The organism is Pontibacter chinhatensis (genome assembly GCF_900113285.1).
GTDB classification, from domain to species: domain Bacteria; phylum Bacteroidota; class Bacteroidia; order Cytophagales; family Hymenobacteraceae; genus Pontibacter; species Pontibacter chinhatensis.
Genome location: NZ_FOOT01000004.1, coordinates 215222 through 229101, shown reverse-complemented (window position 1 = coordinate 229101; position 13880 = coordinate 215222). Strand labels below are relative to the sequence as shown.

Annotated in this window: 11 protein-coding genes; 5 read left to right on the top strand and 6 right to left on the bottom strand. The window is 53.5% G+C overall.

All coding sequences use genetic code 11. The features are described 5' to 3' along the window. Positions 1-6: 6 nt before the first annotated feature. Positions 7-165, top strand: coding sequence for a hypothetical protein (locus BM040_RS21775; RefSeq protein ID WP_175491064.1), 159 nt, complete (start codon positions 7-9; stop codon positions 163-165). A 9-nt stretch (positions 166-174) separates the two neighbouring features. Next, on the top strand, positions 175-1107 hold the full coding sequence (locus tag BM040_RS12985) for a ComEA family DNA-binding protein (protein WP_092102041.1): 933 nt from the start codon (positions 175-177) through the stop codon (positions 1105-1107). 71 nt (positions 1108-1178) lie between these two features. On the opposite strand, the gene BM040_RS12980 is transcribed toward BM040_RS12985, so the two are convergent. The 5 genes from BM040_RS12980 to BM040_RS12960 all read right to left on the bottom strand — a co-directional run bounded on the left by BM040_RS12980 (position 1179) and on the right by BM040_RS12960 (position 6547). Further along, a complete protein-coding gene (locus BM040_RS12980; RefSeq protein ID WP_092102038.1) occupies positions 1179-2060 on the bottom strand; it encodes a hypothetical protein in 882 nt (293 codons plus the stop codon). A gap of 1060 nt (positions 2061-3120) precedes the next feature. Then, the gene (locus BM040_RS12975; RefSeq protein WP_092102035.1) at positions 3121-3960 is read right to left on the bottom strand and encodes a class I SAM-dependent methyltransferase; all 840 of its coding nucleotides are present in this window, start codon (positions 3958-3960) and stop codon (positions 3121-3123) included. 44 nt (positions 3961-4004) lie between these two features. Then, a complete protein-coding gene (locus BM040_RS12970) occupies positions 4005-4484 on the bottom strand; it encodes an NUDIX hydrolase (protein ID WP_092102032.1) in 480 nt (159 codons plus the stop codon). A 52-nt stretch (positions 4485-4536) separates the two neighbouring features. Further along, entirely contained in the window at positions 4537-5625 is a 1089-nt protein-coding gene (locus BM040_RS12965; protein ID WP_245756212.1) for an alpha/beta fold hydrolase, read from the bottom strand. Between the two features lie 154 nt (positions 5626-5779). After that, complete coding sequence (locus tag BM040_RS12960; protein WP_092102029.1) at positions 5780-6547, bottom strand: hypothetical protein; 768 nt, start codon at positions 6545-6547, stop codon at positions 5780-5782. Positions 6548-6682: 135 nt separating this feature from the next. On the opposite strand from BM040_RS12960, the gene BM040_RS12955 reads away from it, so the two are divergent. Beyond that, positions 6683-10642 carry an AAA domain-containing protein gene (locus BM040_RS12955; RefSeq protein WP_092102026.1) on the top strand — a complete coding sequence of 1320 codons (3960 nt, stop codon included), beginning with the start codon at positions 6683-6685 and terminating at the stop codon, positions 10640-10642. On the opposite strand, the gene BM040_RS12950 is transcribed toward BM040_RS12955, so the two are convergent. Continuing rightward, positions 10620-11555, bottom strand: a complete 936-nt coding sequence (locus BM040_RS12950) for a toxin-antitoxin system YwqK family antitoxin (RefSeq protein WP_092102023.1) — start codon at positions 11553-11555, stop codon at positions 10620-10622. The two genes, BM040_RS12955 and BM040_RS12950, sit on opposite strands and share 23 nt — an antisense overlap. A gap of 502 nt (positions 11556-12057) precedes the next feature. On the opposite strand from BM040_RS12950, the gene BM040_RS12945 reads away from it, so the two are divergent. Beyond that, positions 12058-12900 (top strand): hypothetical protein, encoded by an 843-nt coding sequence (locus BM040_RS12945; protein WP_092102019.1) that lies wholly within the window; start codon positions 12058-12060, stop codon positions 12898-12900. Positions 12901-12999: 99 nt separating this feature from the next. Next, positions 13000-13875 carry an SDR family oxidoreductase gene (locus BM040_RS12940; RefSeq protein WP_092102016.1) on the top strand — a complete coding sequence of 292 codons (876 nt, stop codon included), beginning with the start codon at positions 13000-13002 and terminating at the stop codon, positions 13873-13875. Positions 13876-13880 lie beyond the last annotated feature (5 nt).

Below are 13880 nucleotides of genomic sequence, written 5' to 3'. Positions count from 1 at the left end.
GAAACTATGAATACATCTGCGCTTGTTGTGATGCTCGGAACCATGCTACTGGTTACCGGCTTAATGATATACTTTTTCATGCGCGTGCTCAATGCGCCGCCTAAACCCGAACCGGACTCATACCTCGACAACGACGATGACCCGGACCGGCAGGCAACACCGTAACGTCTATAGATGAACAACATAAAGCACTGGATACGTAGGAACTTTGGCTTTTCGCAGCGCGAGGTAAATGCGTTTCTGGTGCTACTCACCTTACTGGTGCTGCTTTTGGCAGCACCTTTTCTTTTAGGCAGGATGTATACTTCGGAGCCCGGGTTTACCTCTACCCAGGACCGCCAGTTGCTTGATAGCCTGGTGGCACAGCTGGAGGCAGCCCAGCCCGATCCAAAGTATAAAGTGACCACGGTGGCGTTGCGGCCTTTTAACCCTAACCAACTGACCGTGGAGGAGTGGCAGGCCTTTGGCTTGCCGAAGTACCTGGCGCAGCGCATCCTCAATTACCGCAGCAAAGTAGGCGACCTGACCTATAAGGCCGAGCTGGGCCGCATCTACGGCATGCCGGATTCTGTTTTCCAGCGGCTGCACCCCTACATCGAGCTGCCCGTAGAGCGCCCTTCTAAGTATAAACGCTCAGAAAGTATGGCATCCTCGCGGCCCACGCCGCAACCGGAGTGGCATACCAAAAAGCGGGAGAAATTCATACTTGCTCCCTTCAACATCAACACCGCCGATACTACGCAGCTCAAGCAAATCTGGGGCATTGGCAGCAAACTGTCGGCCCGCATCGTGAAGTATCGAAATGGCCTGGGCGGCTTTCATAGCATGGAGCAGCTGCGCGAGGTGTACGGCCTGCAGCCGGAGGTGGTGGATAGCCTTCACAAGTATACTTTTGTTCCGAAAAGCAACACGCTGCAGCAGCTAAGCATAAACGCCTCCACCGCCGATGAACTGCGCACCCACCCCTACATCTCCTCTAATGTGGCTCGCGCCATCGTGGCTTACCGCGAGCAGCACGGCAAGTATGGGCAACTGGAAGACGTGCGGCAGGTGAAGCTGGTAACGGCGGAGCTGTATGAGAAAATCAAGCCCTATCTGGCGTTGTAGAAGGCTCAGAAGCGACAGTTTGAGTATAAGGCTTACACTTTAGCCTTGACGTTAAAGGCCCTCTCCGTTCATCAGCGATCCAGGTAGGTATAGAACTTATCCATATACTCATATCTGGTTAACAACCCGTCTTGGTTGTTATCCCAATGGTCGAATATGCCGCTTCCCAGTTCCTCACCTTTTATCAGGGCATTTTTGTCTGTATCCCATTCCGAGAAGAGGTTTAGCTTGCTAAGCATCTGGTCAAACTCAACATTGTTCAGCAAGTTGTCCTTGTCCGCATCCCATGTTGCCCAATCCTCACCTTCCACATTGAAATCTGTTACGAAGTTTTCCCATTCGGTGTGAGAAATGGCAAAGTCCCTTTCAGTTGCCACAAGGTTTGTATTGGCTATAAGAAAGAACCCGAGGTTAAACGCAGCCTCATTAAACTGAATCCCTTCCATTAAATTATAACCGAACCAATCCATGGCATGCAGAACGGTTATATTATTTATGTTGGAGACAATCCGGCTAAACTCGGATCGGCCCAGCGCAGACGCGTGCACAGTAACCGTGGTTGAGTCTTTTACCATATTTTGTGCCTGATCTACGGCCTCCACCATTACTGTGTAGGTTCCGGTAGGGGAGTCTTTACCTAATGGAATGCTCACATCCAACTCCCTGAATGCATTGCGAAGATAAGGTTCAGTTCGCTCTAAGACCATACTTCTGGTGCCTTCAGGATCGGCAAGGTATACCCGTGTATCCTTAATCCCCATATTGTCTTCTACTTTAATCTTTAACTCGATGCTCTCAATTATCAGGAAAGTATCAATGCCTAGAGTAGTCGTAATGTTTAACTCCGGTTGCTCCGTGTCTGTTGGTTGGATTGAGTTTGACTCATCATCGTCATCACATGACATGAAAGTGATGGAGAGGAGAAGGAGGGAAACCAAATAAAAATTTTTCATAGCTATAGAATTAAGAAGAGGAGAGGAATACAATCGGCCTGGTACAGCTATCAAGTCTATAGAGCGGCGGAAGTATCCAGATGCTTAAACTTCCTTTCTGGGACGGAGATGGTTAAAGTCCTCACATCAGGTATCCGGAGCGGATAGGAACTTTGAAGAAGTTCAAAATTGAGTAGAAGTATGTTGCTCTTGGGGGTGTGCTTCCAAGTAGACCTCAACAGATTCTGAAACACTAAGATTACAGTGTATTATACGGCAGCTTTTTGGTTGTAAAGTGCTGGTAATAAGTGTTTTATTGCTTTATTTATTGTATTTAATTTTTGGCTGGGCCTATGTCTGTTTATTCTGAGGTAAGGTGCCTTGTGATACTCGTGCTCTCCGACTAAACGTAGGCCAATAACTACGGCGCTACCTCATTTTTGCTAAAGAGAACTGTTTAATCAGCACTTTTCTGTAGAGACAGGTGTAAAACCTTACCTTTTGCCCAGGTTTGTTAGAACAGGGGAGAGATGTCTAGCAGTGCTGGGTCCAACCACTCCTGCCCCCCTTGGCTAAGGAGGGGAGTTTCTGTTAACGATTACACCCCTATAGTCCCCTCAAGGGGACAGTCTATACTTGTTGCATAGCAAAGGCTGTGGCTATCGAACTGCTTCCCAGCCTTTGGGTTGGGCGCCTTGTAGATTTCTGGTGCCCGCTAAGGGCATTGCGACCGAAGGGTAGCAAAGGAAATGTACACCGCGCGATGACCGAAGGCGAGGCCTCCCGGCCTAGAAGGGCACCAAAGTCTGAGATGAAACAATAGATTGGTGGGAACTAGAGGATGAACTGTAGTTTGAAAGTATAGCTTGGCTCCGGTTGCAGGAAGCGGTGGCTAGGGAAGTTAATCCGAAGTATAAGAAGTTACAAGCTGATGCTTGCGCCAGCAGGAGCTATAAAGTATAAAACAGCAAGTATAAAAGTATAACCACCGCTCCCTCAATCACAACCTAATCTCTAACTTAAACAAAAGCCCCTTCCTGTTTTAGGGGAGGGGCTTTTACCCAACAGCCATTTGCCCTACTTAAGACGTAAAAGCCTTTGCCTGCACAAACGTGTAGAAAAACACCGCATTCGGGCTTTTCGCCACCACCTGCATCTCCTCTTTCACCTTATCAGCCACCTCTGCATCCACGTAACCGGCTTCCAGCAGCTGCGGCAGGCCGCTTAGGAGCAGCTCCGTCCAGTAGGCGATCATCTCGGCGCGCTTGGCCGGGTTGCGGTTGTCGAGGTGGTAGGTTTTGGTTTCGGTGGTGATGCGCTTGTAGCCAACCGACTGCAGCAGGTTTCCGAGCTTGGCGCCCACAAAGGGGTCGCCGCCCATGTCGTACTGCAAATCGTTGAAGCGCATCCAGTACTGCAGCACGCTCGGCGAGTAAGGCTCCACGAAGAAGCTGGAGTTAAGCACCTCAGTAATCACAACCGGACTGCCCGGCTTCAGCACGCGCCGCACCTCCGACAGCACCCGGGCCGGCTCCGGTATATGCTCCAGCACCCAGCACAGGAAAGCCCCGTCAAAATCAGCCTGCGAGGTGAAGCTCATGTCCATGGCGTTTTCCTGCTTCAGCTCATACCTGTCGGTGGCATACGGAATGGTAGCGAGAAACTTGCCCGCCTGTGTAATCTGCCTTTCCGAATAGTCGATGCCCGTCAGGTGCAGGTGCGGAAAGCGACGGAGCAGGATTTCGGACTGAGCCCCTACGCCGCAGCCTACCTCCAGCAGCTTGGTAACGGTGGAAAAATCAATATCAGAGTAAATCTTGTTCTCCATAAACCTGGCCTGCTTGTAGAGGCGCTGCTGCTCCTCCGGCGAGTAGCCGTGCAGGTATTTTTCTTCAGATGATTCTTTTGATGCTGTTGTCATTCCGTCTTGATTAAAATGAGCTATAGTAAAGGCTGGTGCGCGAATTACAACGTTATACTTTCCAGTAAGACCTTTGCTTTCTCCACCACCTGCCGTTCCGTTTTAAACGATAATAACTGTATGGCTTCGTCCAGCGGCACCCAGCGGGCCTCGTTCACCTCCCAGTCATGGTCTTTGATGTCGCCGGAAGTATAGCGCAGCAGGAAGAAGTGCACGAATTTATGGAAGCGCACCCGCTGCTTGCCTTTGTCTCCTACATACCAGTATTCAATGGTGTCCAGCTTTTGGATGAGTTCAGCGTTTATGCCCGCTTCTTCGCGCACCTCCCGTACCGCAGTGGCCTCAGGCGCCTCGCCGGTATCTACAATGCCTTTGGGCAGCTGCCAGCGCTGCTGCTGCCCTACCGAGATGAGTGCCACCTCCACACCCGCCTCACCCGTCCGAAAAGCCACACCGCCCGAGGATACCTGGTCTACCGTAGGAAACTTGGGTTTGGGCTGATGGGAATCGGCTTGAGTGGGCATCGTTTAAAGTATAAATGTGTAAACTTTATACTTGATGTACCGGTGCAAAGGTTTACCTGGTCTGCGTTACGGCCGGCTGCGGCTGTGGCTTCTGCTGGTCGTTGAGCCAGAGCAGGGTCGAGTTATAGGCCATGTCGTGCACGCCCACGTACAGCACCAGCCTCACGTTATTGGATTGCCTGCTAAAGACTACCTCCGGGTCTGAGGCGCCAAAGTATGGTTCTTCGGCCTGGCCCTGCAGGCTCTCCGGCAAGGCCTGCTCCTTCACGATGTAATCCATGTCTGCCTTGGAGATGGTATCGGAGGGAGCCGCTAAGATATTGAAGGCGCGGATGGAGTGACTCGGCGGCACGAGCAAATCGTTTATGCCGTGGGCCAAAAAGATGGGCACCTCCTTGGCCTGGTGAATCTGGGTGCTGGGGCTGCGGCGCTTGCCTTCGGCCTCGGCGGGTGTGCCGGGCAGGGGCTCGCCTCCCAGCGCCGCCACAATCTGGCTGTTATACTTGCGGTGCGGGTAGTAGAGGTTAAACTCAAACCACTCCGGGATGTCGAACACCGGCACCCAGGCCGCTACGCCCGCCCAAATGTCAGGGTGACGGCTGGCCGTGACCAGGGCTGTCATGGCGCCGCCTGAGGAGCCCACCAGGTACACGCGCGAGGAGTCGATGTTGGCGTGCTGCATGGCGTAGTCCACGGCGTCCACAATATCCTGAATGGCTACGTCAGAGGCCATGGCCTCGGGCTGCTCGAACACCCCACGGTAGTTAGGCTGGATAAAAGCCCAGTCATACTTCTCGGCCCAGAGCGCGAACGGGATGGAGGGCACTTGTAAATACCCGCTGCTCCAGCTGTGCAGCAGCACCAGCAATGGCTTCTTGCGGGTAGACTTCGACTCGTAGAACAGCGCCGGCTCCACCTTGCCATCCATCGTGGATTTTACCTGCACCACCTCAATGTCCTTTAGCTCCTTTTTCCAGTCATCCAGGCTTTCGTCGCCCACGTTGCCGGGGTACTGCTTGGTGGTGGTGTAGCCCTCCAGGGGCGCAATAGGGGGGATGGGTTTGTCTCTGTTGCAGGACGAGAGCACAAGGCACAACAGCACCGGGAGCAGAAGTATAACCGGGTGTGAGTTTATCTTCATTCTGGATGGTTTATGGAGCAAAGGTATGATTTAGCAGTAATAAATGAATTTGGCTATACTTTTAGAAGAACTGCATCTTACTAAAAATGTTGCATAGCGCCAATACGGATCGGCAGTATCAGGCGAAAAATCACCGGCCTTAAAACCTAACGGCCTACTGCGCTGCTGCGTCTGTTTCCTGACGCTCCAGCGCAAGGCCGGTATGGGAGAGCAGGTGCGCCACAATGGCGTCATACTTCTCTTGGCTCACCTCATGAAAATTGCGCGACGTGTCCCATACCCGGCCATCGGAGAAGCGGATTTTGTAATGCGGTTCTGCCACTGCCTCGCCCTTAGAGTTGCGTTTATACTTGTAGTGCGTAACAGACTCAATTTGCTGCATCGTGTATGCCTGTGGTGTGAGCGAGCCGAAATCACCGATAATAATTTTGCCGTCCTTGATTTCCTTGTACCAGCCCAGACCCAGCACGGATACTATGATTCCGGCAAGCAGGCAGCCCCTGCCCAGAAACCGCACCACCCTGTATCCATCAAAGCCATACTTGCGGTTGGTGTACTCCAGGTATACTGGGTACTCTTCCTTCAGCATCAGGCGGTAGAGCAACTCCATTGGCGGCATCAGTAAGCCGATGCCAAAGCACATGCCGGGCGCCAGCCAGAAAGAGGCCGGCGGGTAGATGGCAAAATCTGCCTCCCGGCCCCGGAAGTATACTTCCTGCACGTCGTTGCCCAACAGGTAGAAAACGTAACAGATAACGCCTGTAATGAAGAAAAGCGGGATAAGGGAAAAGACCTCGTAGATTTTATACTTGTACTCATTTACCAGCAGCAGCTTATCGTAGTCTTTTACCGGCTTGGGTTTGCTGGGAAACAGGAAGGGGAGCAGCAGAAAAATAATCGCGGATAAAACAGAGCTAAGCATGTAAGTTACTGATTAAGGGGAGGCAAGATACCTTTTTGCCACGGTTTTTATATGCCAACTCCCATTATTTCCTGCTAACTTGCTTTGCTGGCTTAGACTTTCCGCCGACTTCTTTCGTTTACGTGGCAGTACCTCATGAAAGACATTCTCAAACACTACAGACGCAGACTCCTCAACCTCGGCTCCGGCAACAGGGCCCTGGTCTTGCTGCGCCTGTACCGGGAGCTGCACCAGGACGTGGAGGCGCTGGACTTCGTTAACGGCAAGCCTGCCTTTGAGGTGCTGGAGAAGCTGCTGAGTGGCAGAAAGAAAATCCCCCTGAGTCCTTACGCCGATAGCCGCCACGCACCCGTAGCTGCGGTGAGTCGCCGCCTGCGGTTTATCAAGCGCAAGGCCGAGATGATTTTTGAGGAGCGCGGCAGCCGCGAGTTATACTTGGGCTGGCCCTTTGTGCACGGCAAGTTCTCGGACGGTACGGCCGTGCGGAGCCCGCTGCTGTTTTTCCCGGTAAAGCTGCAGGTAAACGCGGCGCAGGAGTGGGAACTGCAACCCGACGAGGCGCAGCCGCCGCAGTTTAACCAGAGCTTTCTGCTGGCCTACGCGCACTACATGGGCACGCCGCTGGCCGAGGAGCTGCTGGAACTGGACCTGAGCACGCTGCCGCAGCACCCGCTGGAGTTCCGCACCAAGGTATACGAGCTCCTGAAAGAGCAGCAGCTCAGTATAAACGCCGGCCGCGAGTTCTTCGGTGATAAACTCAAGCGCTTTACAGATTATAAAAAAGCCGATTACGAGGCGGAGTATAAACCGGGGCAGCTGGAACTGGAGCAGGAGGCGGTGCTGGGCATCTTCCCGCAGGCAGCCTCCTATTTACTGACCGATTATGATACCTTGCTGGAGCAGGGCGAGCTGCAGGAAATGGAGCAGCTGTTCGGCATGCCTGAGGAAAGTATAACCCTGAGCACGCAGGCGCAGCATACCTTCACGGCCTTTGCCCTGGATGCGGCGCAGGAGGCGGCGCTGCAGGCGGTAAAGCAGGGGCAGTCGGTGGTGGTGCAGGGGCCGCCGGGCACGGGCAAGTCGCAGCTTATCTGTAACCTGGTGTCGGATTTTACGGCCAGAGGCAAGAAGGTGCTGGTGGTGAGCCAGAAACGCGCCGCGCTTGATGTCGTGCACCAGCGGCTCTCGCGGCAGGGGCTGGGTGCTTTTGCCGCGCTTGTGCACGACATCAACGCCGACCGCAAGGCGATTTTTAACCAGCTGCGCGAGCAAATCGACCGTCTGGAAGAGTATAAAAAGCAGAACCTGGCGCTCAACAGCATCTACACCGACCGCACCTTTCTGGAAGTGAGCCGCGGCATCAACAAAAACCTGGAGAAGCTGCAAGCCTTTAAAACCGCCCTCTTCAACATGAGCCGCTGCGGCTGGTCGCCCAAGGAGTTATACTTGCGCAGCAGCCTGCAACAGCCGCACATCCCGCTAAACCCATACTTTAAAAACCTGACTGCCGAGACCGTAACGGAGTTTCTGCCGCGCCTGCGCCAGTATTTGCAAAAAGCCATCCCCTGGCAAAAGGAGGACTTTGTGTGGAAAGAGCGCCGCAGCATGGAAAGCTATACTTTCCAGGAGCGGCAGGAATTGGCGCAGGTTATTGAGTCCTTGCCGGAGGAGCATGCCAGGCTGCAGCGAAGTATAAATGACCTGAGTGGCTACCCGTTCTCGCTGGAGGAGCTGCCGACTTATACTTCCGCCTTAGCCGAAGTCACCCGGCTGCAGGAGCTGCTGGCGCAGGAGGAGGTAGAGCAGGCGCTTTGGCCTTTGCTGCAACGACAGGCAGAACCAAAGGAACTGCAGCAGCAGGTGCTGCAACTAAAGGAATTGTACCTGGTTTGTCCGGCCCCAGACGCGGCCATTGCCACCGAGGATTTAGTTTCGGTGAAATCTGCCGTAGCCAAGTATGAGGAGCAGCAAAAGCAGCTGTTAGGTCGCCTTACCTGGGCCTTTGCCCCCGAGAAGCAGCTGCTGAAAAAGGCGCTGGCCAAGTATAAACTGGAGCTGGATGCGGCAGGCGTAGGCGAACTGCAGCGGCGCCTGGAGCTGCGCCAGCAAGCCGTGGAGTTGATGCAGGGTATCAACCAACGCATAAAATTGGGCCTGAAGATTACCCAACACCCCAGCGAGGTACTGCAAAAGCTGAAGGCGGTGGAGGACGCCATCCAGGCCCACAAACTGCTGCGCCAGTTGCACCAGGAGCAGGTGCTGCACGAAAAGCTGTTGAGTCTGGTGCAGCTGCCCGAGCACCTGCAGACGCTTACGCAAAGTATAAACGAGGCAGAAACAAAGTATAAATTGTGGCTGCAATGGCTCACAGAAGGGCAAATCTCACGACTCGTAAAGGACGAAACGTATAAACAAGACCTGCTGCTGGAGCTGCCGGAGGTGTTCGAGCCCCTGGTGGCCTTTGATGCATTGCTGACTTCCTTCACCGGCCCAGAGCGAAAAGTAGCCGAGCTGCTGCTGGAACAACCTATCAAAACGGCGGAGGAAGGCGAGGCGCTGCTACTCAATAGCCTCTACCTGGCCTGGCTGCACGAACTAGAGGGGCAACACCCGGAACTACGCATGCCGAGCAATGGCGAACTGGAGCGACTGGAGGAAGAACTGCAACTACTCTTGCAGCAAAAGCAGGAGCTGAGCCAGGAAATCGTGCTCTCGCGGCTCCGGGAGCAGGCGTACAAGGACATCGAGCTAAACCGCCTCGGTAACCCGGTGACCTACCGCCGCCTGCACGCACAGGTGAGCAAGAAGCGTAGCCTCTACCCGCTGCGTAAGCTGTTTGCCCTGTTCTCCGAAGAGATGCTGGACTTAGTGCCTTGTTGGCTGGCCTCGCCCGAGACCGTGTCGGCGGTGCTGCCGCTGGAGCGCTGCTTCGACCTGGTGATTTTTGACGAGGCCTCGCAGTGTTATGCCGAAACCGGCATCCCGGCCATGCTGCGCGGCAAGCAGGTGGTAGTGGCCGGCGATGCGCAGCAGCTCAAGCCTTCCGACATCTACCGCGCCCGCTGGAACGGGGCCGAAGGAGAAGACGAAGTAGAGGAACTGTCGGCGGAATCCTTGCTGGAGCTGTGCGGGTTATACTTGCCGCAGACCATGCTCACGCAGCACTACCGCAGCCGCTACCCCGAGCTCATCGAGTTCTCGAACCGCTACTTCTACCAAAACAAGCTGGAACTCATACCAGAATTGCAGGACGCGAACGCGCGTCAGCCCGCCATCACCTTTGTGAAAGTGCACGGACTGTGGCAGGACAACCAGAACCTGGCCGAGGCCCAGCGCGTGGTGGAACTGGTGCTGCAGTACCTGCAGGCCGGGCAGGAGGAACTGGGCGTGATTACCTTCAACTACAACCAGCAGATGCTGGTGCAGGACCTGTTGGAGGAAGCAGCCCAGGAGCAAAGTATAACTATACCTGCCTCGGTGCTGGTCAAAAACATCGAGAACATCCAGGGCGATGAAAAGGAAGTAATCATCCTATCAGTGGGCTACGCGCCGGACGATAAGGGCAAAATGGCGATGCAGTTTGGCAGCCTGAACCAGAGCGGGGGCGAGAACCGCCTGAATGTGGCCGTGACGCGCGCCAAGCAACAGGTAGTGGTCGTCAGCAGCATCCGGGCAGAGCAGCTGCAGGTAGAGCATACCACCCATGCCGGGCCAAAGCTCCTGAAAGACTACCTGCACTATGCGCAGCAGGTCAGCCGCCGCTATTTTGAGTATGAACCGAAGCAGGAAAGGATGCCTGCCCGCGTGCCACTGCTCAAGGAAATACTCGCCCAACAGGTGCCGCACCTGAAGCCCGAGGTCCCCTTCGCCGACCTGACGGTGGTAAAGGAATCAACCTACCAAAGCGTGGTGCTCACCGACGATGATTTATACTTTAGCGCCCTCTCGGTTCGCCACACGCACGCCGATATTCCGCTACTGCTGCGCCAGCGCCACTGGCCCTACAAGCGTATCTACAGCCGCCAGTTCTGGGAAAAACCCGGGGAAGTTATAGAGTTAGAGCGTTTGGGAGTTAGAGAGCCTGGGGTTGAGTAAGCTTGATGGGGAGAAACTGGTAGTTGAAACTGTATACCCCTTCGTAAAACTTAAACGAGATTTTAAACCCTTGGCGGATGGGCTTGCCGTCAGCAAGAGCCGGTTCTAACGCAGGCAGCTTGGCCAGAACTCTCATCAAACCGGTTGCAATTTTATCGCTAAAAGCAATTTTGTATCGGAAGTTTACCAGCTTTCCTTCTTCGGATACCTCTCCTTCTAGGTGAAGCTCGTTCTCATAAGGCTTTAAGTCAATATTGCGTAGGTAGGCACCAACAGCTTTTTTGATTTCTTCGTTGTACCCATCCGGACCGTGTTTATATTGAACGCCCACAATTTGCGTGCGAGCTGGGACATGGCAAGGAGTTGAGGAAATAAGCATGTCCTGGGCCGCTAGAAAAGGCAGTATCGCTTTATCAAACCATACGATGCGGGAGGCGTCGGTATAGCTGCCGAGCGGGCCTGTCCCTTTCAGAAACTTGCCATCCTTAAACTTCTCAGTGGCCATCGTTTTGTTAGACCTGTCAAGATGCGAGGTGGCTACCCAAGTGCCGTCGGGTTTGCCTTCTAGAAGCTTACCTGTCCAGATAATTAAGCCTTGGCGTGCCTGGTAGTTTCCGGTGCCGTTGTCTACCACTTTAGCGCCATCCTCACTCCAGGCCTCTTTTACGGTAAGCCGTCCGTCTGCTGCCGTAAACGTTAACTTAGGATTGCCGGAGTTGTAAAACAACTGCCACTCCCCGTCGGGCTGCCCTTCTTTATAGCTGCCGCGGGCTTGCGGCTTGCCGTTAAGGTAGTAAGAGACAAAGCTTCCGTGTATTAGGCCGTTAGCGTTGTAAAAGCCTTCTGCCAGTACCAAGCTTGTGTCCTGGCGGCTGATGTCTTTAAATTTACCGTAGAAAAAACGCTGCTGCATGTTATAGCGCGCCTGCCTTGTTATCAGGGCGCAACTGTCCTCTGTCAGATGATAGTTAGCGTTAAAAGGAATGTGGAGGCTGTCGCTTCCAACTCTCTTAAGCGAGATGGTTCGTTGAAGCGGATTTTGTGCAAGTGAGTTAAAAGCAAGAGGTAAAAGAAACAGGCAAAGTAAATTTATTCTCATAGAAAGCGTTAGGTGAACTATAGGCTGCAAAGAAAGTAAATATTCAGATATTGTTATTAATAACAGGGCTGCTTGGAAAGGGGGCAGAATGTTAGAAAGCTGTTAGGCCTGCTAAACTATACTTTCCTGCATGGGTGGGCGCTTGCGCTGGAGATGTTTTAAATAGAGAATCGGACGGCTGCGCAGGAGCTGAATACTTTTATACTTTCCATACTTTAACCCGTACAAACTTTCTAACTTTTTAACCTTCTGGCTTTCTAACTTTCTAACTGAACTCTTTAACTCCCAAACCCTCTAACTCTCTAACTCCCAAGCCTTGCTCTACAAAGTCTTCACCGCTTACATCTACCTACAAACCCTCTTTTGCGGCTGCGGGCCCGACCGGCGCGGCGGCGGTTTCGAGAAGCCGGAGTATAAGTATAAGCTGGAGCGAATAGCGCGGCTGGATGCCCGGATACAGGAAAGCTCCGGCCTGGCTCACGCCCCTGACACTACCTTCTGGACGCACGGCGACAGCGGCGCACCGGCTGAACTGTACCGGTTTAACCTGAGTGGCGAACTGCTGCAAACGCTGCCGCTCGAGTTGCGGAACCGCGATTGGGAAGAGCTGGCCGAGAACGAGGAACACTTATACATCGGCGAATTTGGCAACAACGCGAATAGCCGGAAAGACCTGCAAATCCACATCCTCAGCAAGCAAAACCATACCCTGGAAGGCACTTTATACTTTTCCTTCGAGGATCAGGCCGCCTTTCCGCCGTACAAAAACAACCTGCACTTTGACCTGGAAGCCTTCTTTTATCATCAGGATTCGCTCTACCTCTTCACCAAGAGCCGGGGAAAAGACAAGCAACTCAAACTTTATACGTTGCCCGCCGAGCCCGGCACCGCTGTGGCCAGGCTGCAGGAGCAGCTGCCCGTCAAGGCCATGACTACCTCTGCTGCCCTCTCTCCGGACCAGCGGCAGTTTGCCATACTTGGCTACGGCAAAGTATACTTGTTCGAAGTGCAAAACGGCAACATCAACCTCAGCGGCAAACACTACTGCCTGAAGGTCGGCAGAACCGGACAGGCCGAGGCCATCCTTTATACTTCAAACAACCAGCTCCTCATCACCAACGAAAACGGCAAGTTGTTCCGGCTCTCATTGAGTAAATGAAGCTGCCGGAGAAAGTATAAATACACCCGGCTGATAACATTTAACAATCAACAACCTGTTTTCAGCCGTAGTAGGAGTATACTACATCAGAATAAAACTATGCACATAACAATATTAGTAACAGGTGCTACAGGCACGGTAGGACGGGAGGTGGTAAAGCAACTCTCCATGCTAGATGGCGACATACGGGTGAGGGCAGGGGTGCACTCCATTATTAAAGGCGAGAACCTGAAACGCCTGCCGGGTGTGGAGATCGTAGAGATGGACTTTGAGGATCCTAGTTCGCTGCACGCCGCCTTTACGCACGTGGACAAAGTGTTCCTGCTCACCCCATTCACCCTGGACCAGGTACAAATGGCCAAAACGCTGATAGATGAAGCCAGGAAGGCAGGCGTAAAGCACATTGTGAAGCTATCCGTTATCGGGGCCGATGCCAAGCCCGGCCTGCAGTTGGGCCAATGGCACCACGAGGTGGAGCAGTATATCGAGGAGAGCGGCATCAGCCATACTTTCCTGCGGCCCATCTCCTTTATGCAAAACTACGTGAACTATAACGCGGAAAGTATAAAGGAAGAGGGTAAGTTTTATGGTGCCTCTGGTGATGGGAAGATGAGTCTGGTTGACGCCCGCGACATTGCCGCCGTAGCAGTAGAAGTGCTAACCGGCGAGGGGCACGAAGGCAAAGCGTATGACATAACCGGCCCGGAGGCGCTGTCTAATTACGAGGTGGCGCAACTGCTAAGCGAGGTAACCGGAAAGCAGGTAGACTACATTGACCTAACGGAAGCCGCCATAAAGCAAGGGATGACCGGCACCGGCATGCCAGATACTATGGCTAATGCCATGGTGGAGCTTTACACGCTGCAAAAGGAAGGCAAACTTACCCAAACCACCGATACGGTGGAGAAACTTGTTGGCCGCAAGCCACACACCATGCGCCAGTTTCTGCAGGACCACCGGGACTGCTTTGTGTAAGGTCT